This is a genomic window from Clostridioides sp. ZZV14-6345, assembly GCF_020657775.1.
Taxonomy (GTDB): domain Bacteria; phylum Bacillota; class Clostridia; order Peptostreptococcales; family Peptostreptococcaceae; genus Clostridioides; species Clostridioides difficile_D.
The window spans coordinates 38,055-63,315 of record NZ_JAGWCX010000018.1; the positions used below are offsets into that span (position 1 = coordinate 38,055).

General features: G+C 27.9%; 24 protein-coding genes. 21 read left to right on the forward strand and 3 right to left on the reverse strand.

Annotation, left to right across the window (positions count from 1 at the left end):
- Positions 1–32: 32 nt before the first annotated feature.
- The 13 genes from KGF39_RS06880 to KGF39_RS06940 all read left to right on the forward strand — a co-directional run bounded on the left by KGF39_RS06880 (position 33) and on the right by KGF39_RS06940 (position 10,150).
- Entirely contained in the window at positions 33–848 is an 816-nt protein-coding gene (locus tag KGF39_RS06880; protein WP_227821709.1) for a hypothetical protein, read from the forward strand.
- Between the two features lie 129 nt (positions 849–977).
- Positions 978–2,387 carry a hypothetical protein gene (locus KGF39_RS06885; RefSeq protein WP_227821710.1) on the forward strand — a complete coding sequence of 470 codons (1,410 nt, stop codon included), beginning with the start codon at positions 978–980 and terminating at the stop codon, positions 2,385–2,387.
- Positions 2,338–3,159: a phage tail domain-containing protein gene (locus tag KGF39_RS06890; RefSeq protein WP_227821711.1), complete on the forward strand. Its 822-nt coding sequence runs from the start codon at positions 2,338–2,340 to the stop codon at positions 3,157–3,159. Before KGF39_RS06885 ends, KGF39_RS06890 begins: the two co-directional genes overlap by 50 nt.
- Before the next feature lie 12 nt (positions 3,160–3,171).
- The gene (locus KGF39_RS06895; protein WP_227821712.1) at positions 3,172–3,384 is read left to right on the forward strand and encodes a hypothetical protein; all 213 of its coding nucleotides are present in this window, start codon (positions 3,172–3,174) and stop codon (positions 3,382–3,384) included.
- Positions 3,385–3,407: 23 nt separating this feature from the next.
- Positions 3,408–3,857 carry a hypothetical protein gene (locus KGF39_RS06900; protein WP_227821713.1) on the forward strand — a complete coding sequence of 150 codons (450 nt, stop codon included), beginning with the start codon at positions 3,408–3,410 and terminating at the stop codon, positions 3,855–3,857.
- Positions 3,858–4,292: a hypothetical protein gene (locus tag KGF39_RS06905; protein ID WP_227821714.1), complete on the forward strand. Its 435-nt coding sequence runs from the start codon at positions 3,858–3,860 to the stop codon at positions 4,290–4,292.
- Between the two features lie 221 nt (positions 4,293–4,513).
- The gene (locus tag KGF39_RS20060) at positions 4,514–5,113 is read left to right on the forward strand and encodes a hypothetical protein (protein ID WP_306800920.1); all 600 of its coding nucleotides are present in this window, start codon (positions 4,514–4,516) and stop codon (positions 5,111–5,113) included.
- A gap of 264 nt (positions 5,114–5,377) precedes the next feature.
- Entirely contained in the window at positions 5,378–6,700 is a 1,323-nt protein-coding gene (gene iscB / locus KGF39_RS06915) for an RNA-guided endonuclease IscB (protein ID WP_227821715.1), read from the forward strand.
- 221 nt (positions 6,701–6,921) lie between these two features.
- Positions 6,922–7,665, forward strand: a complete 744-nt coding sequence (locus tag KGF39_RS06920; RefSeq protein WP_227821716.1) for a BRO family protein — start codon at positions 6,922–6,924, stop codon at positions 7,663–7,665.
- A gap of 60 nt (positions 7,666–7,725) precedes the next feature.
- Entirely contained in the window at positions 7,726–7,995 is a 270-nt protein-coding gene (locus KGF39_RS06925) for a hypothetical protein (RefSeq protein ID WP_227821717.1), read from the forward strand.
- A gap of 8 nt (positions 7,996–8,003) precedes the next feature.
- Positions 8,004–8,552 carry a hypothetical protein gene (locus KGF39_RS06930; protein WP_227821718.1) on the forward strand — a complete coding sequence of 183 codons (549 nt, stop codon included), beginning with the start codon at positions 8,004–8,006 and terminating at the stop codon, positions 8,550–8,552.
- A 301-nt stretch (positions 8,553–8,853) separates the two neighbouring features.
- Positions 8,854–9,558, forward strand: coding sequence for a LytR/AlgR family response regulator transcription factor (locus KGF39_RS06935; protein WP_227821719.1), 705 nt, complete (start codon positions 8,854–8,856; stop codon positions 9,556–9,558).
- A 232-nt stretch (positions 9,559–9,790) separates the two neighbouring features.
- A complete protein-coding gene (locus KGF39_RS06940) occupies positions 9,791–10,150 on the forward strand; it encodes a hypothetical protein (RefSeq protein WP_227821720.1) in 360 nt (119 codons plus the stop codon).
- A gap of 159 nt (positions 10,151–10,309) precedes the next feature.
- Here the strand turns inward: KGF39_RS06940 and KGF39_RS06945 are convergent, their stop codons facing one another.
- On the reverse strand, positions 10,310–11,071 hold the full coding sequence (locus KGF39_RS06945; RefSeq protein WP_227821721.1) for a helix-turn-helix domain-containing protein: 762 nt from the start codon (positions 11,069–11,071) through the stop codon (positions 10,310–10,312).
- A gap of 311 nt (positions 11,072–11,382) precedes the next feature.
- Here KGF39_RS06945 and KGF39_RS06950 point away from each other — a divergent pair, with 311 nt between their 5' ends.
- From KGF39_RS06950 to KGF39_RS06960, 3 genes are all read left to right on the forward strand, one after another.
- A complete protein-coding gene (locus KGF39_RS06950) occupies positions 11,383–11,553 on the forward strand; it encodes a hypothetical protein (RefSeq protein ID WP_009900766.1) in 171 nt (56 codons plus the stop codon).
- Between the two features lie 118 nt (positions 11,554–11,671).
- Positions 11,672–12,445: a BRO family protein gene (locus tag KGF39_RS06955; RefSeq protein ID WP_227821722.1), complete on the forward strand. Its 774-nt coding sequence runs from the start codon at positions 11,672–11,674 to the stop codon at positions 12,443–12,445.
- A gap of 14 nt (positions 12,446–12,459) precedes the next feature.
- Positions 12,460–12,798, forward strand: coding sequence for a hypothetical protein (locus tag KGF39_RS06960; RefSeq protein WP_227821723.1), 339 nt, complete (start codon positions 12,460–12,462; stop codon positions 12,796–12,798).
- Positions 12,799–12,927: 129 nt separating this feature from the next.
- Here KGF39_RS06960 and KGF39_RS06965 read toward each other — a convergent pair whose 3' ends face one another.
- On the reverse strand, positions 12,928–13,389 hold the full coding sequence (locus tag KGF39_RS06965; protein WP_227821724.1) for a helix-turn-helix domain-containing protein: 462 nt from the start codon (positions 13,387–13,389) through the stop codon (positions 12,928–12,930).
- 255 nt (positions 13,390–13,644) lie between these two features.
- Between KGF39_RS06965 and KGF39_RS06970 the strand changes: the two genes are divergently transcribed.
- From KGF39_RS06970 to KGF39_RS06985, 4 genes are all read left to right on the forward strand, one after another.
- A complete protein-coding gene (locus KGF39_RS06970) occupies positions 13,645–14,688 on the forward strand; it encodes a phage antirepressor KilAC domain-containing protein (protein ID WP_227821725.1) in 1,044 nt (347 codons plus the stop codon).
- Positions 14,689–14,790: 102 nt separating this feature from the next.
- A complete protein-coding gene (locus KGF39_RS06975; RefSeq protein WP_227821726.1) occupies positions 14,791–15,504 on the forward strand; it encodes an SHOCT domain-containing protein in 714 nt (237 codons plus the stop codon).
- 59 nt (positions 15,505–15,563) lie between these two features.
- Positions 15,564–17,189 carry a phage tail tape measure protein gene (locus tag KGF39_RS06980; RefSeq protein WP_227821727.1) on the forward strand — a complete coding sequence of 542 codons (1,626 nt, stop codon included), beginning with the start codon at positions 15,564–15,566 and terminating at the stop codon, positions 17,187–17,189.
- Between the two features lie 584 nt (positions 17,190–17,773).
- Positions 17,774–24,226, forward strand: a complete 6,453-nt coding sequence (locus tag KGF39_RS06985) for a hypothetical protein (RefSeq protein WP_227821728.1) — start codon at positions 17,774–17,776, stop codon at positions 24,224–24,226.
- A gap of 170 nt (positions 24,227–24,396) precedes the next feature.
- Here KGF39_RS06985 and KGF39_RS06990 read toward each other — a convergent pair whose 3' ends face one another.
- A complete protein-coding gene (locus tag KGF39_RS06990) occupies positions 24,397–24,558 on the reverse strand; it encodes a hypothetical protein (RefSeq protein ID WP_227821729.1) in 162 nt (53 codons plus the stop codon).
- Between the two features lie 291 nt (positions 24,559–24,849).
- Here KGF39_RS06990 and KGF39_RS06995 point away from each other — a divergent pair, with 291 nt between their 5' ends.
- Positions 24,850–25,005: a hypothetical protein gene (locus KGF39_RS06995; RefSeq protein WP_227821730.1), complete on the forward strand. Its 156-nt coding sequence runs from the start codon at positions 24,850–24,852 to the stop codon at positions 25,003–25,005.
- The last annotated feature ends 256 nt before the right edge of the window (positions 25,006–25,261 follow it).

Here is a 25,261-nt window from a genome sequence, read left to right on the forward strand (position 1 = left end):
CAAATAAAAAAAATGAAAGGTGGAATTTTTACATGGCTTATGCATTAAAAGACTCATGTAATACATTTATGTATTCAAGAAGTACAGGTAAACCATTTTTATATATGGATTACGTAAATACAGCAACATTATCAATAAAAGGAGAGGCGGTATTCGCAAAGGCAAAAGGAATACCTAAGATAAGTTTCTCTGGTGCTAAAACAGGTACATTTAAATTAGAGACAGAGATATTTGAATTTAAATATCTAGCACTATTATTAGACGGAAAGGTTTCTAAAGGTTCAGCAGATATATCTAAGAGATATATAGGTAAAATAGATAGTGAAAAGAAAATAGAACTGCCAGGTCTTGCTAAAGCTGGTTCTATATCTGTATTCAAAACAGGAAAAGATAAGAAAGAATTACTAGACGAGATAGGAATAACTCCAACTATTACGGATACTGATGGAAAAACTACTTTAACTTGGAGTTCTGGTTCAGGTATACCTGTTGAAGAAGATTTATTGTCAGTATTCTATTTAGAAGAAAAAGCTAATTTAAATAGAATAACTGTATCTGATGTGGCAAATGGTGAATCATTTAAAATACAAGGGGTAACATCTATGAAAGATGAGTTTGGAGAAGAATCATTATTTCAGTTCACTATTTACAATTGCAAACCTCAAGTCGATGCAGAAATAGTGTTATCTGCCGAAAATGTCGCTTCTTTAGCGGCTACATTTGATTTGCTTCTTGATGAAGATAATAACTTTGTTGAGATTGTATCACTAGAAGATAGTGCTGATGCTGACTCTAAAACTGAAAAAATGGCAAGAACAATAAATAAGGAAATGAAAAAAGCAAGTTAATAGATTCCCTACTCTTTTGAGTAGGGGTTATTTTTTTACGTTTAAATTTGGTTTTAATCGGATTTGAACTTAAAAAAATGAAAGAAGGTGATTTTTATAGAGCTGAAAGATATAAAAATAAGAAAAGGAATGAGTAAGCAAGAAGTAAACAATTTAATAAATAAGTATTTAGAATTAATTGATAATGTTTATTTTGGGAAAGAATATAATCATAATTGGAGATGTAAATGTGGAAATCTTATAGAAAATAGAAAATGGCATAATATAAGATATGATAAGATGTTTAAGTGTAAAAAATGTAAATATGAAGAAATAGAATACCGATATAGATATGAGGTAGAAAAAGATGGGGAATATGAATACATAAAAAGTTTTAGAGCTGGAGAAAAATTACCAAATGGAAAAATAGTATATAATCCTTTTATACAAATAAAACACAAGTATTGTGGTAACATATATGAAGTAAATGCAAATAATTTTATAAATACAGGTCAAAGATGCCCAAAGTGTTGTCAAAAATATGAAAATTCAATTCTACATAAAAATAAATATATAGCAAATTTAATATATATGGATGAGCATAAAAATAATGTTAATCCTAAATTAATATATGCCAATTCAAATAAAAGATTTTATTTCAAATGTCCCAGATGTAATAAAATTAGTAGCAACCCCAAAAATCTATTTAAGTTTTCAAATAAAGATAATTATAATTGTGAATATTGTTCAGATGGTATTTCAGTACCAGAAAAATTTATGTCTAGCATATTAAATCAGTTAAATTTAAAATTCATTACACAACTATCGAATTTAAATTTTTTATGGATAACAAAGAATATAAGATATGATTTTTATATAGAGAAATTAAATATAATAATTGAAACACATGGTAAACAACACTATGAACAAATGATTAGAAAGGGCGTAAAAAATAAAGTAAGAAGTCTAAAAGAAGAACAAATCAATGATAAATTTAAAAAAGAATTAGCTATAGAAAATGGAATAGAAGAAAAAAAATATATAGTTATAGATTGTAGAAATTCTGAGTTGGCTTGGTTAAAAGAAAATATTACTAAGTCGCTAGGAAATATATTAGATTTAAGTAATATAGACTGGAATAAAGCATGGGAAGAAAGTCAGAATAGTCTATGTGTTAAAGCATGGGAATTGTGGAATAGCGGAACTAGGAGTACTAAAAAAATAGGACATATATTAAATTTAAATATTAGCACTATATGTAGATATTTGAAAATAGGTGCAGAATTAAAGATTTGTAATTACAATCCTAGCACTCAAGCATCCGAAATCAACTCCAGTAAAAAGATATTGGTATTTCCAAATGGTGAAAAAATAAACTTTCCTTCTATAAATCATTTATGTGAATTTTTATGCATCTCAAGAAATTTTTATTATAGAAATATAGAACAAAATAATAATAAAATTGATTCAAATATATCTTATAGGTTGAAAAATAAGATGTTATTGTTTGATGGATGTGTTGTTAAAAATAGCAATGAGGAAGGTGAGTATTATTTTTAATTCAGAAAATTTTTACTTTAATGGAAGATATAATAGAGATAATGGTGTGATTTTAGTAACTATGGATTCTGATATTTTGAATAACTATGGATTGTCTTATAGTGAGCCTTTGAAGTCTGAAAATAATTTTAATAATAACCCATACTATTTTTCAGATGAATCTGAGGTAGAAACTGTTACAGTAATGATATGTTTAGTTGATAAATACAATAATCCAGAAGTGTGGAATGATTACATATTGGAAGATATATGTAGATGGCTTACAACCTCAGAATTTAAAGAATTTATTAGTGAAGATAATATAGAAAATGTTTATTATTTTAAAATGAAAAAAATAACTAAAAAATTTAATCACTTAGGTTATGGCGTGTTAGAGATAGAGTTTCAGCCATATACAAATTATGCTTATAGAAGCTTTCAAAAAGTCATAACTGTCAAGGATACAAGGGAAATTAAACTAAATAATGTGTCTAATGTAGATGAAGAATATGCTCCAGTAATTGATATTGAATGTCTAAAAGAAGGAGATATAACAATTAGAAACTCCACTATCAGCGATAATGAAGAAGACAATTTAGTTATAAGTGGATTAGAATTAAATGAAAAAATAACAATAGATAATTTGTATTACACTGTTTTGAATAGTACTGGTGAGAATAGGTTTAATATTGTTAATAGAAAGTGGATTAGGTTAAGAAGAGGTGTAAATATATTGAAGTTTACTGGAAACTGTAAAGTTTCTATTAAGTGTAAATATCCAATAATAAAATAAGGGAAGGTAAAGATGAGAATTTTAGAATTAAGTGTTGATGAATATAAGCAATTAGAAAATATAAAAGATTCATACTCTAGTAAAGTAGATGAATATGGACTTATCATTAAGGATACAACATTTCGATGTAATGATGATGAATTTATTAATATAAAAATACATAAGAACAAACTATTAATGACAAAGGATTTTATTTGTTTTTATGTAAGACCTATAAATCAATAATAAAATAAAGGGAGAACGATAATATGAATAAAATACAAGTAGATAAATTAATGAAAGATGAGATAAGAGCAATAATACCATTTACAGATGAGAATGGAAAAGAAGAATATATAGAAGTTAGAAATCCTGATAAAAAAACTAAAGAAGAAATATTGAATAAGATATGGGTTGGTATGGAGAACCCAGATTTAGCATTATCTCAAGAAGATATTCTTAAAATGTTGATTGATAAATTGACTAACATAGAATTAAATATTGAAATAGAAAATTTAATAAATAGTGAAGTATCTAGTGAATTAGAAACTGTGATGTATTACATTGGTCAAATAGAAAATGAATTAACTGCATCTTTATTAATGAATACTGAGGTTAAATTAGGTCAGATGAAGAATGAAATATTACAAGAGAGGGTACTTAAAGAGACTGAGGAAATCGAAAAAATGAATAATATTAAAGATAAGGTAGTGAATTAGATGGTATTTAAATCATTAGATGAATTAGTTGCTTATACTAAAGTTAAGATTGCTGCATCTATGCCAGAAGTTGGAGAAGAAATGAAGGAAATTATGAAAGAAGAGGTCGTTAAACAAGCTTATGGAAGTTTTATTCCAAATGTTTATGAAAGAACAGGAGATTTATTAGATGCTTCTGAAATAGCTGAAATTACTGCAAATTCTGTTACATCTGAGATAAAAGATAATGGAGGATGGAGTCCACTTGCAGGTGGTCATTTCTTTCCTATGTATGGATTTGAAGGTGGTAGTGTTTGGACTCATGGTAGCACTAGAGAAGAACCTAAATTTAGACCTAAGACAAATATAATGAGTGAAAGTGAAGCTAAAGTAAGGACTAAGATACCTAAATGTTTTAAATCAACTATGAATGGATTAGGAGTGCCAGTAGAATAGTATAAAGCTCATATACACATTTTCTTAAAACAAATAAAATTTAAAAATATATTGTAAAAGATAAAAAAGTATGATACTATTTAAAAATAGAGAGTTAATATATTAATCATATTTTTAATTAAAAAATTATTTTATTAATACTAACAACTAAATAAAATACATAATAATGATTAATGATATGGAGGGTGTTGGTTAAATTTTATAAAAAGGGAGATGTGTGTATGAGCAAAGAAAGAAGAAATGAAGTATTTTCAAATGAAGAATTAGGAGTAAATGTTAGAACTATAAGTTACGAGGATGGAAGTATAGATATCAATGCTGAAGATACAGCTATTGGATTTGGATGGTATCAAACTCAAAATAAAAATGGTAAACAATATGTATCAATCAGATGGGAGAGAATAAATGAATTTTGTAGTGAATTTGGTTTCCCCCACTTGTGGGGGAAAGATGATTATATGCCAGAATCTCTTTTCTACATGTTAGGTATGAAAGCTAAAAATGAAGCAGCAGTAAAATTTCAAAAATGGTTAGCAATAGATGTAATTCCAACTATTCGTAAGCATGGAGCTTATATGACTGATACAAAGATAGAAGAAATACTATCTAATCCAGATACAATTATAAAACTGGCTACAGAACTAAAAGAAAAGAGAGAAAAAATCAAACAATTGGAAACAGAAGTTGTCCATAAAGAAGATGTGATAATTGGATTAGTTGAAGATATAAGTTTAGCAGAGAAAAGACAAAGAATTAATCAGATAGTTAAATATAAGGTAGAGCCGAGAAATTTTAGTAAAAGGTCAATAACCCACCTCTAAAGAGGTAGGCTTGAAGTTATCTCCAAGTCGTATTGACCAGATTCAGTTTTAAACTACATTATTGAGGTCATAACACCTACAAATGCTTCTCCAGTTTGTAGCCTCTGTTGCATATTATTAAACAGTTTGTGGGTACAGACAGTGTAATATGCTATCAAGCCTTAATAATCTTATCGAGGAGAGCAGTTTCTAACTGCGTTACCTATAAAGTTAATTTCTTGACTTCATAGAGTTTATTCTTTAATACTAAAGGAGGTTTTTTATTTGGTATTCGTACTCAATAAAAACAAAAAACCATTGAACCCTTGTCACTTTGCTGTAGCAAGAAAATTACTTAAACAAGGAAAAGCTGTTGTTCATAAACAGTTCCCTTTCACTATTAGACTAAAAGACTTAAAAGAAGTTAATCCTAAAGGTTTAATTATTAAATTAGATCCAGGAGCTAAACAAACAGGCGTAGCCCTTCACAAGTTTAATGGTGAAGTTATACTTCTTGCAACCATAGAACATAGAGCAGATAAAATTAAACAAAACTTAGAAGCTCGTAGAGCATTTAGAAGAACAAGAAGAAATAGAAAAATAAGATATAGAGTACCAAGATTTTTGAATCGCAAACGACCTGAAAGGTGGCTACCTCCATCAATTCAAAGTATAGTGGATAATGTCAAAAATTTTATAATAAAACTTAAAAAGTTATGCTATATAGATACAATCTATATAGAAACAGTAAGGTTTGATACTCAATTAATGCTAAATCCTTCAATTGAAGGAGTAGATTATCAACAAGGCACTCTCTTAGGGTATGAAATTCGTGAATATCTATTATATACTTATGGTCATACATGTCAGTATTGTAAAGGACTCACGAATGACACTAAATTAGAAATTGAGCATAAGCATCCTAAATCAAGAGGAGGTTCAAATTCTATTAGAAACTTAACCTTAGCTTGTAGAACTTGTAACCAAGAAAAAGGTAATAATACACTTGATGAATGGGTACAATCGCTAAGTAAATCAAAGTTAGATAAAGAAAGAGTAAAAAATATAAACTTAATCTTAAAAACTAATAAACCAGTAAGTCTAAAAGATACTGCTAAAGTAAATAGCAGTAGAAATGCTATTTTAAGAGAAATGTATAAATTAATTTCTAACGTAGTGGTATCTACTGGAGGTGTAACTAAGCATAATAGAATAAAAGTTAATTTGCCTAAAACTCATTACTATGATGCTTTGTGTGTTAAGAAAACTCCTAAAATCAAAATACACAAAGGGTTGAAGGAGCTATATATAAAATCAATAGGAAGAGGTACAAGAAGTAGAACCTTATTAAATAAGTATGGTTTTCCAAGAGCATATTTACCAAGACAAAAACAGTTCTTTGGCTATCAATCAGGGGATATGGTAAAAGCTAATATACCAAAAGGGAAATATATAGGTCAATATATATCAAATGTAAGTTGTAGAAGTACAGGAACATTTGCAATCTATTCAAAGAAACACGGCAAACAGATAGATGTAAACCATAAATATTTAAAACTAATACAAAAAGGTGATGGTTACAGATATGAGTTAAAGACTCTTGCCTAACAGAAAGAGGGGCAAATTCCTCACACCACTGAAGTAGCGTGTCCCCTTTTGCATTTTTTATGGGTTTCCGTTATAGAAGAAAAAGTTTGTTAGATTTAGATGTTATAAATAGTCATTTCAAAGTAGCATTGATAATTAAATAATAAGACTAGAGAGATTAGTCTAATATCATTGTTATTCTAATCTCTTAAACTAAATAAAATTAAAAAGGAGATTGATATATGAATAATTTGATGGTATTTGAAGGTAAAGAGGTAGAAATATTTGAGTTTGAAGGTAAAATTTTATTCAATCCTAAACATGTGGCTAAATGCTTGGAGTTAAGTGAAAGTGCAACAAGAAATCATTTATCTAAAATGAACAGTAAACAAGTAGTGTTATTAAAAAATTCTAATGTCCGAGATACGGACTTTAGAAAGTTACATAACACAGGAGAAAATTTTCTAACAGAAAGTGGAGTTTATAAACTAATATTCACATCAAGAAAAGAAGAGGCAGAGAGATTTCAAGATTGGATTGCTGATGAAGTGTTACCAAGCATTCGTAAAACAGGTGCATACAATATTAATAGTGACAATATAAAAGATGTATTAATACCAATCATGTTAAATGGGATGTTAGCAGGATTTGAACAATTTTCAATAGAAAATGATAAGAAAATAGATGATAGATTTAACCAGATAAAAAATAGAATGGATGAAAAGATTAATGATGTAAAAAGTCTAATTGGATTTAGGTCTAAGAATGTAACTATGTTGTCAAAATTATTAAAGTTAAAATTATCTTACATTAAAGGTTATAATGTTAATGCAAATGACTATGATTATAGAAGTACGACCACTAAGATTTTTTCAAGGTATAATGTGTCTAAATGGGAAGACATACCTGTGTCTAAATTTAATGAAGTTCATGCTTTGATTGATACTTTAGAAGAAGTAGATGATATATATACTTGGAAAAATTAAAGAATTCCCAGTGTTGGGATTTAAATATCTATTTTTAAAAATATAAGGAGTGTATATTAATTGGAACAAAAATATCAAATAGGATTTAGTGATGAATTTACTTATAATAATCATGCGTCGAAATATGAGATAACACAAGATGGTTTATTGAAATTATATGTTGAAGATTGTGCCAAAGCTTTAGGTGTAGTAGATAATAAAGTTTTAAAAAATGGAGAGATATCTTCTACTGTAAGATGGAATAGAGTATATGATGATTTAGTTGGTATAGAAAAAATCGCCAACGTTGGCGATTTCAAAAAATTAGATAAAGATATAAAAAACATATAAGAAACAAAATGAAAAATATGACAATATCAGAAAGTGAGCTTTATTTATGGAGTTTTAGAGTAGATAGCGAACAGGGAAAATTATTTAGGAATTGGTTAGCTAATGTAGTACTGCCTAATTTAAGAGAGCATGGTATTTATGTAAATGGGATGGAGAATATGACTCCAGAACAGATAAAAAAAGTTACAGATGAAAGAATAGAGAGATATATTCTTAGAAAGTTTGGAATAGGAATTAGAAGAAAATTAACAGATGCTATTAAACAAATATTAAGTCCTGCAACACATCAGGGATATATTTATGCCAACTATACAAATTTATTGTACAAAGTTTTATTTGGCATGGATTGTAAATCATATAAGAATAGTTTAGGAGTTAAAGAAAAAGAAAATTTAAGAGATTTTGTAGATGAGAATATTTTGCAAGATATTACAAACACAGAAGAGTTCATGAGCAATCTTATTCAGTCTGGAATAACTGATATTATAATGTTAGAAAATATCATGAACACATGGAGAAGAAATAATAGTTCTACTAAAAATATATCTTACAATTAAAATCTACTTATAGCATCTAAAGTAATAGATTTCTATACAAATGATATAAATATAATAAGATTAGTAACTCTTATAGATTTTTAAATAAAATAAGAGCTACTAATCTTATTATATTTGTAGAATATAGAATATTATATATAAATTTATAAAAAACAAATAAAATGATAAAAAACAAAAATAAATAACATATTATTACATATTTTTCCATTTTAATTATTTTAAAAAAGTGTTAGAATTTGTATAACAAATAATAATTCCGGAAGACTTGTTTGAATTTTATAGCAATATTGGAGGTATTATTATGTTTAAAATAGTAATATGTGAAGATGAAGCAATTCAAAGAAAAATAATGTTTGAATATATAGAAGTTTTTTTAAAAAAAGATATTGAATATGAAATTATTTGTTTCAACAATGGAGAAGAATTAATAAATAATTATATTAAAGCAGATATAATTTTCATGGATATAGGATTTAAGGGTATGAATGGATTAGAAACAGCAAAAGAAATAAGAAAAATAGACAAAGATGTTGTTATAATATTTGCAACAGCTTTCGTGTCGTATGCTACAGAGGGCTATGATGTTAGAGCTTTTAGTTATTTGTTAAAACCTATATCATATAATGCTTTTGAAAAAATAATGTTAAAATATTTTATTGAGAAGTCTGAGGAAAAGAAATTAATAGAATTTAAAATAAAAGATGAAATAAAAGTAATAAAATTAGAAGAAATAATATGTGTAGAGAGTTTAGGTAAATATATAAAAGTTCACACTAAGACTGAAAGTTTTTTCACTGCTACTAAAATCAAAGAAGTTGAAGAGAAGCTTTCTAGTAAAGTATTCTTTAGATGTCATAAAAGCTTTTTAATAAATTTATTAGAAGTTAGAAATTATAATAGAAAAGAAGCAATTTTAGGCGATAGGAAGATAAAAGCAGCAATTTCTTATAGAAAATATAACAATTTCAAAAAGAGCCTTACTTCTTTTTTATGTGATAAATTCTGAATAAAATAAATCACCCCCTAATTTAAAATGAATAAAATTATTCTTAAAATTGCGTTTATACCGTTTTCCCATGCGTTCATTACTTTTCTCTTGATTTTATATTGAAAAGAAATTATCATATAATTAAAAGATACGTATCCTATTTAAAAGAGAAACTTATCAAGAAATTATTAAAGATAGGTTTTAAGATTATTTAGTATTTTGAAGTACATTTTATAGGGGGATGACGTATATGCAAAAATTAAAAAAAGATTTTGTGAAAAGTGTGGGTATAATTAAATCATCTGAAATATTTCAAGGAAATATATTAGAGAAGAATGAGCAAAGAGTTGAGATGATTGAACATACGAAGCAAGATGTTAATTTATTAACTAAAATTGAACATCTTTTTGAAAATATAAATGAATGCAATTTACAAGATGCACAATACATAATAGAAAATGAATTGTTTTATGAAAGAGTTTCAATTAATACAATAAATAAATACATAAATAAATTTGGTGATATAAATGATTTTAAATATGCATATAGATTAAAGGCAAAGAATGGGTTTAGGAGAACTATGGATTATTTAGTTAGAAAAAAGCATTAAAATAATTAAATTTATAAATATTAGAGACAATCTTAATTGATTGTCTCTTTTTGTTGGATAATTTGTGTTGTAGTTATTTCAACGATGACAACAGTATGACAAAGATAATTATGTTTATATATTAGAAATAAAAATAAGCATCTCTAGTTGTTGAGATACTTATCTTAGATTGTTTTTATCTTGTATTAGTTTATCTACTAGATTTGAGATTAAGTTTATACAGTCATCATTTAGCAGGTTTATTTTACTGACTAGAGGTAATTCTGTTTTGTCAAAATATTTTTCTTTTTTATCAGTAATATAAGAATCTATATCATTTTCAGATATATACTCTCCTAGTGTTTTTTGTAATACTTCAGAGCTGCTATTAAGTATAGTATATTTAACATCACGATTAGGAGCTACTTCAAGTGCCTTATCATAATCATCAAACGCATTCTCTTTTTGTCCAAGAAATGTATAAAGATTTCCTCTATCTAGATATGCAAGTGCAAAATTAGGATTTATTTGAATAGCTCTTGTATAGTCTTTAATTGCATCTTCATAGTTGTTTAAAAATATACGCATAAAAGCTCTATCATAATAATCTGTTGCAGAAGCTGAGTCTAATATATTTGATGTATATTTATCTATACCCCGTTTTATAAAAGTGTATTGGTCTTTAGTTAGAGGTATATATTTTTTATATATTATTTTTAATCTATAAATTTCACCAAGGTCGTAATCTTGAAGTTTAGTAAGTATTTCTTCAGATGTATCTAAGGCTATAGCTATTTTTTTTAGAATCTCAATATTAGGAGTTCTTTCTTCTCTTTCATAATTACCTAGTGCAACTCTTGATATTCCTGCTTTTTCAGCTAATTGTTCTTGTGTCATCATTTTGGCTGTTCTAAATGTTTTTATATTTTCTCCAATACTCATAATATCAGCTCCTTTTTCATAAGTTTAACATAAATGACAACAAATGTATATATTTTGTTGACATTTTGACATGATGCTATTATACTAAAATTAAGATAACAAAAAGTATACGAATGTTATCATATGTTGTCTTGATTTTAGTATAATATTATTTTTAGGTTGATGGAGGTTTTGTTTGGAGATTGACAATATATGAAATTCCTCAAATTGATTAATTAAAAAAATAATTAGAAAAATCTGGATAATATATTGACTTTTTGGAACACAAATAATATTATTATATTGTGGAACACAAAAAGTGAGGTGAAACAATGAGTTCTAAGATAGGAAGACCAAAAGTAGATAATCCTAAAAATGTTGATGTTAAAGTAAGGTTTGATGAAAATACTCATAAGAAATTGTTAGATTATTGTGAGAAAGAGAATATTACTAGAACAGAAGCAATAAGAAAAGGAGTAGATTTACTTTTGGAAAACAAATAAAAAGTAGCCCACATACCGACCAAAGTAACGATGGACTACCTTATACAAGAAGTTATTCTCTATGAAATATTCTATCATAGAGAGGCACTTCTTACAATCAATTTGAGGAGGGTTTTGTATGATGAATAATTTGGAATTGGTTAAATCGGAAAGTTTTGGAAAAGTACAGTGTGATTTTTATGAGAATGATACAAAAGATATATTAATGACTAGAGAACAAATAGGGACAGCATTGGGATATTCAGAACCAAGGGTTGCAATAGCCAAGATGCATAATAGATATAAAGATAGATTAGATAAGTTTTCAGGGGTTGTCAGTTTGGTATCCCCTCAAGGCACACCTCAAGATACAATTGTTTATACAGCAAAAGGAGTAATGGAGATATGCAGATATAGCAGACAACCTAAAGCTGATGATTTTATGGACTGGGTATGGGATGTTGTAGATACTATAAGAAAAACTGGTTCATATGATATAAACAACTTAGAAGAAAGAGTAGCTCCAATGATATTTAATGGTATACTTGCTGGGATTAAACAAGTTGCAATAGAAAACGATAAAAAGATAGATACTAGATTTAATCAAATAGAAAATAAATTAGATAAGAAATATGAAAAACAAGATAGACAGTTCCAAGAAATGAAAAATATGATAGGATTTAAAGCTAAGAACACAAGGATGTTATCAAAATTGCTAAAGATAAAGCTATCAGAATTAAAAGGATATAATGTTAATGCTTATAACTATGACTATAGAACTGTGGTAACGAGACTATTTTCAATATACAATGTTGAGAAATGGGAAGACATACCTATTGCTAAATTTAACGAGGTTCATGCTATGATAGATGGCATAGAGAGTATGGACGATGTATATACTTGGAACAATTAGGGTGGTGACTGTTTATGTGTATAATTAAAACAGTTCACAAATTCGATGGGAATATATTGCAGAGAAATGCAAAAAGAGTTCAGATGATAAGGGATATAAAAGACAGTAGTAATTTGACGATTATAATTAAAAGATTTTTAGATAATGTAAAAGATTACAATTTGAAGAATGTGAGATACATAATAGAAAACGAATTATTCTTTGAAAGGATTTCTGTTGATATGATATGTAGATATATGGATACATTGAATAAGTATGAAAATATAGAATGTATATTTGAAGAAGCTTATATATTAAAAGCAGAAAATGGATTTAGAAGAACTGTAGACTATTTGGTTAGACAAACATATTGATGGATAAGTTAAAAATATTAAGGCAGCTTATATAGCTGTCTTTTTTATAATAGAGTAAAGGTGTGTCCATAGTGGACACTTGGTGGAATTCCAACGTTGGACTAGCATGGTACAAAAAAGAGGTGTATATTAATTATCCTCTTCTTTTTGTTTATAGGCATTTTCCATCATTCTTTTTATAGCTTTCTTGTCTTCTTTGTCTAATTTTACATAAAGTTTAGCCATATATTTTACTTCCTCATCAATATCAAGTGAATCAAGAAATATATCTAAGTTGTCTGTAAACTCTTCTTTATTATTTTTAGATTTCTCAATTATATCATAATTAGAATTATCTTCACATATGATTGACGACATACTAGGTATATTTGCATTGACTGAATAACTAGTTTTTGTATGACCTAATAAATAGTCTGTAGTGACATTAAAGTATTCAGCTAGTTTAACTATCAATTCTGGAGAAGGTGTTCTTTTCCCTTGCTCATAAAATCCATATGCACTTGTTGTGACACCAATACTATTTGCTACTTCCTTTTGTGTGAGTTTTTTTAAATCTCGTAAGTATTTTAGTTTTTCTGAAATTGAATTCATTTAATCACCTCTAACATAATTATACAACTATTAGTTGTTAAAGTAAATAAAAAAAACATTGACAACAACAAATAGATGGTATAATATGTAATTATAAACAACAAATAGATGATATATTGCAACTAAATGTTGTTTACAAAGGGAATAAAGGGGCTATTCTCCCCGCCAAGATTGAATAGCCCCTTAGGTATATAATCCTATATTAATAATATTATATACCATTTCCTTATAAAAAACTATAAGGAGGTATTAATTATGGAAATAATTAATAGAGAAGATGAAAAAAGAGTAATAAGCTTCAACAATGAATTGTTCGGAGAAATAAGAACAGTTGAGATTGATGGTAAAATGTATTTTGTTGCAACAGATATAGCAAAAGCTCTTGGATATGCAAAGCCAAATAATGCAATTGAAAGACATTGTAGGTATACCCTAAAACAGGGAATACCTCACCCACAAAGTAAAACTAAAACTTTGGAAGTGAATATAATACCAGAAGGTGATGTGTATAGGTTGATTACAAATAGCGAATTACCAAGTGCTGAAAAATTTGAGCGTTGGGTATTTGATGAAGTATTACCCACAATAAGAAAACATGGAGCTTATATGACCAATGAAACACTAGAGAAGGCAATCAACGACCCAGACTGGACAATACAACTACTCACAGAGCTAAAGAAAGAGAGAGCTACTAAAGAGAAATTAAAAGTAGAACAAGAGAAAAACAAACCAAAACTTGAATTAGCTAATGCTATAGAAAGTTCATCAAGCTCAATACTAATTGCTCAATTATCTAAGATATTAAATCAAAATGGAGTAGATATAGGACAAAATAGATTGTTTGAATGGATGAGAAACAATGAATATCTGATTAGGAAGAAAAGAGCTGACCATAATTCCCCAACTCAAAAGTCAATGGATTTAAAAATATTAGAGGTTTCTGAGAGTGTTGGCATAGATAAAGATGGAAATACGATAGTTAGATATACTCCTATTGTAACTGGAAAAGGACAAATATATTTTCTTAACAAAATATTGAAAGAGAATAGTCAGGTACTTAAGAGATTTATGATAAATAATGATTACATAAAAGGTGTAATGGTTGAGATAGGCAAAACATATGCTATATATGACCATGAGTACTATGGATTTATTGGAATATTAAAGAGTGTAAGAAATGAGAAAATAAGAGTAGAAGAAATCGGAGATATTTCTAGGAGTAGAGACATTCCAATCTGTATGATAGATTACATAGAAGAAGCTAGTAAAGAAGATATTAACAAATACTTGAGTAAATGATTTTGTGGAAATAGGAGTTTTGGCTTCTATTTCCTTTTGTAGTATAAATTTTCCTTTAGACTTGATATAATTGAAGTATCAGAGTATAGGGGGAGGTATATTATGGAAGAATATTCAGGGCGTTTAATCTTTATAGGAGCAGTTGTAGGTTCTTTTATTATTTATTGTTTTATAAAAAATGCAATAGATAATGCTAAAGAAAAGGAAGCTAGATTAGAACGAATAGCAGAAAGAAATAGAGAAAAAACAAAAGTAGAACAGGCAATCCAAAAAAATATTTCAATGTCTAAATGTCAAGCTTTTGGTAACTCAAATAGTGACAGTGTGATATTGAGTAATAATGGTAAAATATCTATTATTCATGCTGGATTTAAGACAGCAGTTAAAAAAAATATAGAAGATTTAGTAAGCATTAAATTCAACATGCAAGTTAGTGAAAAAAATCAGATGAGAATAATATCTATAGTTCCTACATATGATAAATATACTTTTGTAGAAAAAATATATTTAACTTTGATATTTGAACTTAATACTTATGAAGTATTTTATATTCCAGAATATAAAAATATAAATAATGCGGACATTCAAGAAAAAATAAAAGAAATGGAAAGATTTAAACTAGTTGTAGAGAATGAAGCAACTAAATTTAAAAATGCTAAAATAGAAAGCAATAATAATATAAAAAAAGATGATGAGGAGGATATATCTAAAATTTCAAATGCATTAAAAGAATTACAGAGTTTGAAAGAGCAAGAAATATTAACAGAAGAAGAATTTAATGAAAAGAAAAAAGTATTATTGGAGAAAATTAAATAAAAATATTAAGACAGTATATTAACTGTCTTTTTTTATGTATTAAAAAAGGAGTTGGTTAAATGGCAGAAGAGTTTAAAATTAAGACCAGTATTGAACTTGATGACAAAAAGGCTAGGCAACAATTAGCATCATTGAAGACATCTGCAAAAGAAAATAATATAAAATTAAATGTAGAAATGAATACAGCATCTCTAAATAATTTGAAACAATTAGAGAACACATTAAAACAAATTAATAAACTTAGTAGAGAAACACAAAATGGATTATTTGGTGGAAAAGGTAGCTCGAATGGAAATATAAATAAGTTAACTTCTCAATATGATAACTTTAAGAAGAAAATAGAGTCTACTCAAAGACAATTAAAGAAATTTACTCAGACAAATATTTTAGACAATAAGCAAATAGGAGAAATTAACAAATTATCAGGAGAATTGAAAAGATTATCTAATATTAAATTAGGTGGTCTAAATTCAAAGGCTTTATCAGATTTATCAAATGTTCAGTCTAAGTTGGCTAATATGAAAATACCAGATATGAATACAAAAATGGCTTCTCAATTTAAAACTCTTCAAAATGAAGCTGGTAAATTAGCCAATAAAATAGAAACATTGGGTAAGTCTGGATATGCAGATACATCTAAACTACAAGCTTTATCAAATTCATTAAAGTCAATTCAAAATTTAAATCTTAAAAATCTAACTTCTAATCAAATACAATCAGAAATACAAAAACTAGAACAATTAAAAAATAAAGTTAAAGAAGTAGAAAATGCTACTAAAAATACTAAATTAGATGCTAAGTTCAATATGAATCTTTCCAAAGTAATTTCAGATTTAAATAGGCTTAGACAAAAATGTTTAGAATTGGGTCAATCAACTGCTGGAATTGATAAACTAGAAAAAGAATTAATGCAATTAAATGGGATGCCTCTAGGTCAAAAAGTAAAGGAATTAGATGCAATTAAAAATAGATTAAGCAACATGAAATCTAATTTCACAGGATTAGGAACTAGTGTAAAAGCAACAAATGGTTTCTTTAGTGATTTATATGGTTCGATGAGAACTTATACTCTAGGTAATATGATAGGTATGTCTATTACAAATGGTGTAAGAAATATTAAAACAACTATTGTTGAACTAGATAGTGCCTTAAGAGATATGATGAAAGTAGCACCTGATAATTTTGAAGGAACAAGTGAGCAATTAAAGAATGTAAAAAATGAAGCAATCTCAATAGGGAAAGATACGGCTAGAGCATCAGAAGATATAATTCAGGGGGCATCTAAAGCTCTGCAAACTGGTGTAAAATCCGTATCAGACAGTTTGAAGATAGCTAAACAATCAGCAGTTTTTGCAAATGTTGGTGATTTAGACCAAGAAACTGCCAATAAGTACTTAACTAGTGTCATGTCCGCTTATGGTGGAATGACAAAAGCATTAAAACCAATTAAAGATACTAGAGTTCAAATTAAAGGAATGAGTAAAGATTATGATAATCTTACAAAGTTTCTTGATTTATCGAACTATGCAGGTAATAATTTTGCAATAACAACTGGCGATGTAGGAGCTGCATTACAAAGAAGTGCAAGTATGTTGTCATCAGCAGGTGTTTCAATGGAAGACTCTGTTGCTTTGATAATTGGAGGAAATGAATCTGTACAAAATGCTAAACTTTTGGCGTGTTAAACAGAAATGTTTAATATTATAAGGGGGCAAAATCGGTGAAGGCTGAGATGTTACCACCGAGGTAAATTAAAAAATTAAAGGATTTTAATCACCGTAACGCATAGGAAATGAACCTATGCTATTTTTATGTTTGAAATAGTATAGAATAGAATTTTCCCACGAGTGTCCTCCATCTTAACAGATAGTGCTGAAGATGAAAATATATGCTGAACTTATACAAATAAGAAGTATAAGAACTATAGGATAAAAAGCCTATAGGATAACAATTTGGAAAAAGTAGGTACAGCACTCAAAACAATTGGTTAACAAAATAGCCCTTTTATATAGTGATATATAATTGAACTCAGAATATCAGGGAAAATCCTTAGAGCTTTAATTACCAAGCATTAGAGAAATCAAAATGTGGCATTGCTAATCACAGTGGTATGGTAATAAGATTAAAGATTGGATAATCCTGAGACACAGTCCTAAGTCAATTGATAAGGAAAGGTCGCAACGACTACCAATGAGTATCTTATTAAAGATAATGGTATAGTCTATTCCCATTTTTAAATATCTGGAAACAGAGGGTGTTAAAGATAAACATGAGTGGTATCAAAGCTTCCGCCTCCACAGGAGAAATTTCACTTAATAAAACAGCAAAAACTTTACAAGAAACAGCTAAAATAAATGTATTAGATAAACAAACTGGTCAGGTAAGAGATATGATGTCAATTTTAGATGAATTGGCAGAAAAGTGGCATAGTGTTGGTGAAGATGCTTTAACTAAAAATCAAAAAAGTGGTATTGCTGAAGCGATTTCAGGCAAAAACCACATCAATACATTTTTTGCGATAATGGACAATTGGTCTCAAACAAAGAAATTTCAAAACGCTTTTTTAAATGGTGATGTATTTGGCTCTGCTGAAAAAGAAAATGAGAGATTTATAAATTCAGCAGAAGGAAAGATTATAAAGTTAAAAGAAAGTCTAAAACAATTAGTTACAGATACCATATCTACTGATATGTTTAAGACTAGCTTAGATGGATTATCTGGAATTACTGGTGTTTTAAATGGTATAACTAAAGCAGCAGATAAAATGCATTTATCTCTTCCATTAGCGATAGGCACTTTATCATCTTTGTTTATGACAATCAAAGCATTAGGAACTGGAAAACCAATTACAAATTTAGGAGGGAGTATATTTAGTGCCTTTCAAAACAATAGAAAATCTGTTAAATTTAAGGACTTTGAAAGAGCTACAAAATTTACTAATCAATATACAAATGCTATAAATAAAAATACTAATGCTTCAAACAATAACGCTAAATCAAATGCTATTGTCAATAGAACCATAAATAGCCAAAATGGTATTGTAGGAAAGTATACATCAACAACTAACAGTTTAAAAAAGGCTACAGCTAAAGAAATAAAAATAAATGAAGACAGAACAAAGTCGTATGAAAAGTACAATCAAAAATTAAAAGTTGTATCTAAAAGTAGAAAAGATACAATTGGTGATGGACTTAGTAATATTGGTAAAGCATTTGCAGGAAGTAGCATTGTAAATTTTGGTAAGGGCATAGCAACTACAGTTGGAAATTCTTTAGTACTAACTGCTGCATTTGCAGGAGTAACTTTATTAGCTCAGGCTATGGAAAATTATGCTAACAGGGAAGAAAATGCATATCAAGCTAGAAAGAAAAATATACAAGCTTCAAAACAACAAATTAATTCATATGAAAGCCAAAAAGTTCAATTACAAGCACTTGCAGAAGAATATGATAATTTATCTAAAAAAGAAAATAAGTCTAAAGAAGATAATAATAGATTAAATGAACTAAAACAACAGATTGCAAAAATAAAACCAGATGCAGTTATAGGAACAGATGAAAATGGTATACCTATTTTAAAGGGTCGGGTTACTGATTTAATTGCTGAAATAGATAGAGCTATTAATGCAAAAGAAAGATTGATGTCCTATGATAAACATGATAATGCGAAAACTGCTGCTAAAAAATTAAATTCTCCAAGTAAAGATGTAAATAAAACTTTAGAAGAAAGAATGAGAGAAAGTGAAACTGGTAAGCTTGTAAAAATAGAAGAAGATTATACAGCAGAAGTTGAAAAGAATAAAAAAAGACAAGAAAAAGCAATCGAGAAATATAACAATTCAACTGGTAGAGCAAGAGACAAAGCTAGAAATGAATTAATGTCAGCTAAAGCAGAAGAAGAAAAAATATATTTCAAATATGATGAAATGTATAGAAATCAAGTAGATAAAATTCAAGGGTATTCAAAAGAAATAGGAGATGGAATATTTTCTAACATTAAGAATAAAACTCTTTATAGTGGATTAGAAGGCAATGATAAGTCTAATTTTGCTGGACTTGAAAGTTTATTTGATTTTAGTGAAGTTACACCAGATACTCTAGTAGACACAGAACAGGCAGTTAACAAATTGCTTACTGCTGTTAGAAGTGGAAAAGTTGATGTAGGAGATTTATCTAAAACTCTTAAAGATGCAAATGAAGAATTTGCTAGAACACAAGATATAGAAAAATATAATCAAACGATAGATAAAACAGCTAAGAGTATAGCTAAAGCAACTAATACTGATGCTAATATATGGGAAAATTTATTTGGTCAAGTTAATCCGAATGGAATTAAAGATATGACATCAATAAATACATTATTAGCGAAGTTTGGTAAGACAAAATTAGATTTAGCTAATGGTGATGAATTTGCAATGCAACTTCAAAATCAGTTTGATAGTATTCAGAATATATTAGATACAACAACAATAACTGGAGATGTAAAAGTTGATGCTAATATATTAACTGATATTAAAAATACTAAAGAAGTTCCTAGTCAAGTTAAAGGCATGATAGATTCCTTGTTAGGAACTGGAGCAAATTCTACTGATGTATTAAAGTTTACAATGGATGTTTTAATGGAATTACAAACTGGTGACCCAGATATAACTAAACTTCAAAGTGATTTAGATAGTAAATTTGGAAAAGGTAAGTTTACTATAACTCCAGAAATACTTTTGAGTGATGATTCAGGTCAAGCTAATGCAGAACAAATAATAAGTAACTTAAAGCAAAGATATGAGGAGCTTCCAGAAGAAGTTATTACAGTCATAAAAGCTAATCCTACTACAACATTAGAGGAAGCCGATTCAGTGAAAAGAATTTATGATAAATTTCCAGAAGAAGTAAAAACTATCATAAAAGAAGAAGGGGCAGATGAAGGTGGTAGAAAAATACTAGACTTAACCTCTAAGTATGCTGAAGTACCTTCAGAACTTAAAACTAAACTAGAAGCTGACGGAGTTGGATTAGAAAAAGCTGTTGAAGTATCAGATGTATATAAGAAAATTCCATCTGAACTTAAAACATATCTTATAACAGAAGCAGGAGATGCATTATACAATTCTGTTAGCGTAAAAGATGCCTTAGAACATATTCCAGAAAAAAAAATAACTGAGATATATTTAAAGCAAAATGAAGGAAAAGAAGGTGTCCAAGGGTTAATAAAATCATTAAATGAAATACCTATGGACAAAGATGTTAGGATTAATATTTACAAAGCATTATCAGAAGGAGATGTTGATGCTTTAGGAGATGCTATTAAGAGTTTACCTCCTGAGCAACAGGTTAAAGTCATAGCAGATATAGAAGGAGCTATGGGGAATATAGAGACTATAAGTTCTGTAAGTATTTCTAATAAGCTGTTTACTATAGAAGTCAAAGATTTAGCATCAGATACCATTGAATGGATTCAAAAAAAATTAAAAGAAATAAATGGTGACAAAGATAAAAAAGACCCTGTTAAAGAGGCTAAAGAATCTACTAAAAAGGTTTTAAAAGACAAACCGAATCCTAAAAGTGTTGCATTTTCAAGGGATAAAGAAGCCGAAAAGCTTGTTGAAGATATATTAAATACACCTACAACAAAACAAATTGAACTTAAATTGAAGAAAAATGAAGAACTTAGAAATACTTTGGATTCGTTTAAAGAGCTTGAAGGCAGAAATGATGTTAAATTAAAACTAGAATCATCAGGTGTTGAAACCGAACAGGTTAAAGTTTTTGCTGACATAGTAAAAAACCTTCCAGCAGATTCAACTTTTACTAATAAATTTATAACTGACAATGTTGATAGTTTAAAAAATTTAAAGGACTATGAAGCTGTACAAAAATGGCTCATGGATAATCCAACTGTAGCTATGGACTATAGTATAAATTTAAATGGTTTAGATGATTTTGATAAAATGAAATCTATATATGATGGATTAGAAGACAAAAAAGATAAAAAGGTATTTGCTGAAGTTATAATTAAAAATCCAGAAAAGGCTGAAGCATTTCAAAAACTATATGATAATGCTCCAGAGGAAACAAAAAGTAAGGTTGTTAATTTTGCTGTAGAAAATGCAGATGAACTTGAGAGAGCCACAAAATTATATGAATCAACTTCAGATGAACAAAAAAATCAAGTTCTTAATTTTATGTTAAATAATGAAGATAAATTATATTTGATAGAACAACTTTATAATGATTTTCCTGAAAGCAAAGATATTATAGCTAATTTAATAGTAAACAATCCTGATGCACTAGATGAAGTTGAAAATTTAAATGCTTTAGATTTAGACAAAGATGTAAAAATAAATATAATAAAATCACTAGCTGATGGAGATATTAATTCATTAATTGCTGAAATAGAAAAATTACCTCCTGAAAAACAAGTTGAAGTAATAGCAGCAGTTGAAGGAGCTATAAATGATATAGATAGTGTTGATAAAAAAACACTAAACGATAAATGGGCTAAACTTAAGGCCAATAATTCTGCTGCTTTAGAAACAATCCGTCAAACTGAAAATAAAAAACTAAATGATAAGAGTTTTACAATAACAGCACATCTTCGTACAGTAGGAACTCTTGGAGGAATTGCTTCTCAATTTGCAAATAATATATTAGGTGGATTAAAGGGTTATAGAAAAAGTGTACAATCCATAAATTCCATAGAAACTCCACAAGCAATTCCAGCAAATCTATCTCAACCTAGAGCATCAGAACCAGCACCAATAAGTGACGAAACTCCTGTAACAAAACCATCCTTATTCTCAAGAGCAGTATCAAGAGCTACATCTCCAATCAAAACTCTTACAGAAAAATTCTCTCGTATAACTAAAACTCCTAAGATAGCATTAGATACAAAATCTATTGATGCAGCAGTAAAATATAGTATTGATTTACTAAAAGAATTAGAAAATGCAATATCTAAAGTTACAGATAGAATATCACTTTTAGATAAGAAAATGAAATATGCAAGTGGAAAAGATAAACTTAAATATCTTGAAGAACAAAATGCTTTATATAAAGAAGAACTAACATTGTTAGACCAAAAAGATAAAGCACTTAACACTCAAAAGAATAGACTGAAAGATAGACTTAAAAAAGATTACAAGTACACTTTCTCAGATGATGATAACTTAACTAGTTATGAAGAAAAATTAATATCATTAGAAAAAGAATTAGAGAAATTAGATAAACAATCAGAGAGTGATAAAGGTAGCAAAAAGAGTGAAGAACGTAAGAAGAAAATAGAAGAAGAGAAAAAGGTTGTTGAAGAATATTTAAAGATTGCTTTTACTGAGATACCGAAAGTTGCAGATGCTCAACAAGAAGTAACAAATTCTCTTATAGAATCAACTCGAGCAGCAGAGGAATTTAAAAAAGAATTAAAAGAGATTGCTAGGGAGGCTGCTTTAACTTCAGCTCAAAAACATGTTACTGAAATACAAAACGAAATAGACTTAATAGACATTCTTATGAAAAATGCTGAAGGAGATGAAAAGTTAGACTTAATTGAAAAGAAAAAAGAATTATTAGCCAAACAAGCTAAGGAAATTAAAGATGTTATTAAAGTCTATGAAGATACTGCAAAAGAGTTAAGAGAAGGGTTATCAAAAGAAGGATTTGAATTTTCTGCTGATGGTAAAAACATAACAAATTATGAGCAACAATTAGCGTTTCTAAAAAATAATAAAGATGCAGATAAATATAAAGAAATAGCAGAAAATGCTAAGAAATATTTAGATTTACTTCTTAAAGATTTACCTGATGCTAATAATCAAATTAAGCAAAATAAAGAAGAAATAGAAAATTTAAATAAAGAGATTCAAGATGCTTATAAAGAACAGCTCAAAGAAGCTCAAAGTCTACAAGAGAAAATTAGAGACATGTATAAAAAAGAGCTTGAAGAGAGACTTAAAGAAATAGATAAGGAAACTAAAGCTAAAATTGATTCTCTTAAAAAGCAACAAGATGCTTACAATGATTCAAGAAAAGAAGCTAAATATCAAGATGATTATGAAGAACAGCAAGATATAATTGATGAGTTAAGAAAAAAAGAAGAGTCCCTTAAAAGAGATACATCTCTAAGTGGTCAGAAGAATCTTAAAGATTTACAAAAACAATTAAAAGAAGAACAGAAGAAATTACAGGATTTAGTACAAGACCATGTGGACGACCAAGTCAATGATATGTATGATAAGGAGTCTGACAGATTGCAAGAAGAAGCAGATAAGTTAAAAGAAGAATTAGAGAAAAAATACTCAGATGAAAACTTAGTTGATTTAATTAATCAAGCAATTTCAAGTGGTAAGTTTGTAGGTTTAGATGGAGAAGTTAAGAAACTTCAAGATGCCATTATCGAATACATAAACAAATATGAAGATGGTATGTTGGCAATGGGTTCTGTCACTAAACAAGAATGGGTTGATAAGTTAAAAGAAGGTAAAGAGACATTAGAAGATATTAATGACATATTAGATGAATTGGATTTAAGTAAATTTGCTATGCCTAATTATAATCCTCCTTCAAATTCTCGTTCAAGAAGTGCATCTCCAACATCAGCAGTTAATTTTAATTCACCATTCTTTGTTGTTCAGGGGAATGTAACTAAGGACACTATGAAAGACTTAGAGAAGTTTGGTAGAGATTTAGAGAATAGAGTATATAGAAAAATAGTAGAAAATATTAAATCATAGATTATTTATGTAGACAAAGGATTTTAAATAGAAATCCAGATTTTATTTCAAAAATAATATGTATATGGTATAATAGTAATATAAATGATATAAATTTATATCATAAAGACATAAAAAAAGAGACTACAAACTATTTGCTGTAGGGTGTCTCTTCATAAATAAGCTACGCATTAATTTGAAGTAGAATCACCTGAACTGCCATTCGGGTGATTCTTAATTTTTTGCAACGTTTTCTTAAACTCATCTATTTCTTTAAGGAGTCTATTCAAATTCTGAACCAACTTAATCAAACTGATTATTATAGTTGTAAGAAATGTTATTATCGTTAGCAAACAAATTAAATATTTCATAATATCATATCACCTCCCATCTTGATATGACATGGGAAGGCTTATGTAAATGAAGATTCACCCTAATAGTTTTTTATGTAGTCTCTAAAAATATTATACCATAAATTACCAATATGTTAAATTTAATATTATATTGACGACAGGAGTAGAATAAAGATATAATACAGATAACAGAAAATTTAAAAATTTTACATAAGAATTACTACTTATCTATGCCACCTTAAACAAGTGGCTCTTTTTCTATTCTGGTATATATTTAAGGAGGTGTTACAAATGATAAATAATATAGAAGATTGTAAGCTTCTTATTGAGACAGAAATAAGAATGAAAGATATAGATGAAAAAGAACTAATATCTCAAAGGGAGATTCTGAAAGACCTAAATATTAATGAAAAAGACCTTGAAGATATTGAAGTGAATTTTGAATAATGAAATGATTTATAATATACCTATTTTAAATATGTATTAGTTGATATCAGTAATCGTCTTTATCTAGTGATTTTTTATTTATTCAAGTGTAAACGAATCTGTTTTACAAAAAACGTATCTGTGGTATAATAAAAGTAAGGAATTTAATCTACTTAATACAAAGAGTGATTGTTTCCTTAAAGTTAATTAAAAATTAATTTATCTTTTGAAACCACTCTTATTGTGAACTGAGACCTTTATATCGGACAGTTAAAAA

What these genes read in the sequence shown, in the direction of transcription:
- KGF39_RS06965 (WP_227821724.1), bottom strand. Translation starts at nt 13,389, where the DNA reads ATGAATTCAATTTCAGAAAAACTAAAATACTTACGAGATTTAAAAAAA.
- KGF39_RS06905 (WP_227821714.1), top strand. Translation starts at nt 3,858, where the DNA reads ATGGTATTTAAATCATTAGATGAATTAGTTGCTTATACTAAAGTTAAG.
- KGF39_RS06935 (WP_227821719.1), top strand. Translation starts at nt 8,854, where the DNA reads ATGTTTAAAATAGTAATATGTGAAGATGAAGCAATTCAAAGAAAAATA.
- KGF39_RS06950 (WP_009900766.1), top strand. Translation starts at nt 11,383, where the DNA reads ATGAGTTCTAAGATAGGAAGACCAAAAGTAGATAATCCTAAAAATGTT.
- KGF39_RS06895 (WP_227821712.1), top strand. Translation starts at nt 3,172, where the DNA reads ATGAGAATTTTAGAATTAAGTGTTGATGAATATAAGCAATTAGAAAAT.
- KGF39_RS06980 (WP_227821727.1), top strand. Translation starts at nt 15,564, where the DNA reads ATGGCAGAAGAGTTTAAAATTAAGACCAGTATTGAACTTGATGACAAA.
- KGF39_RS06995 (WP_227821730.1), top strand. Translation starts at nt 24,850, where the DNA reads ATGATAAATAATATAGAAGATTGTAAGCTTCTTATTGAGACAGAAATA.
- KGF39_RS06970 (WP_227821725.1), top strand. Translation starts at nt 13,645, where the DNA reads ATGGAAATAATTAATAGAGAAGATGAAAAAAGAGTAATAAGCTTCAAC.
- KGF39_RS06955 (WP_227821722.1), top strand. Translation starts at nt 11,672, where the DNA reads ATGATGAATAATTTGGAATTGGTTAAATCGGAAAGTTTTGGAAAAGTA.
- KGF39_RS06945 (WP_227821721.1), bottom strand. Translation starts at nt 11,071, where the DNA reads ATGAGTATTGGAGAAAATATAAAAACATTTAGAACAGCCAAAATGATG.
- KGF39_RS06960 (WP_227821723.1), top strand. Translation starts at nt 12,460, where the DNA reads ATGTGTATAATTAAAACAGTTCACAAATTCGATGGGAATATATTGCAG.
- KGF39_RS06890 (WP_227821711.1), top strand. Translation starts at nt 2,338, where the DNA reads ATGGATGTGTTGTTAAAAATAGCAATGAGGAAGGTGAGTATTATTTTT.
- KGF39_RS06940 (WP_227821720.1), top strand. Translation starts at nt 9,791, where the DNA reads ATGCAAAAATTAAAAAAAGATTTTGTGAAAAGTGTGGGTATAATTAAA.
- KGF39_RS06880 (WP_227821709.1), top strand. Translation starts at nt 33, where the DNA reads ATGGCTTATGCATTAAAAGACTCATGTAATACATTTATGTATTCAAGA.
- KGF39_RS06885 (WP_227821710.1), top strand. Translation starts at nt 978, where the DNA reads ATGAGTAAGCAAGAAGTAAACAATTTAATAAATAAGTATTTAGAATTA.
- KGF39_RS06985 (WP_227821728.1), top strand. Translation starts at nt 17,774, where the DNA reads ATGAGTGGTATCAAAGCTTCCGCCTCCACAGGAGAAATTTCACTTAAT.
- KGF39_RS06930 (WP_227821718.1), top strand. Translation starts at nt 8,004, where the DNA reads ATGAAAAATATGACAATATCAGAAAGTGAGCTTTATTTATGGAGTTTT.
- KGF39_RS06900 (WP_227821713.1), top strand. Translation starts at nt 3,408, where the DNA reads ATGAATAAAATACAAGTAGATAAATTAATGAAAGATGAGATAAGAGCA.
- KGF39_RS06975 (WP_227821726.1), top strand. Translation starts at nt 14,791, where the DNA reads ATGGAAGAATATTCAGGGCGTTTAATCTTTATAGGAGCAGTTGTAGGT.
- KGF39_RS20060 (WP_306800920.1), top strand. Translation starts at nt 4,514, where the DNA reads ATGAGCAAAGAAAGAAGAAATGAAGTATTTTCAAATGAAGAATTAGGA.
- KGF39_RS06920 (WP_227821716.1), top strand. Translation starts at nt 6,922, where the DNA reads ATGAATAATTTGATGGTATTTGAAGGTAAAGAGGTAGAAATATTTGAG.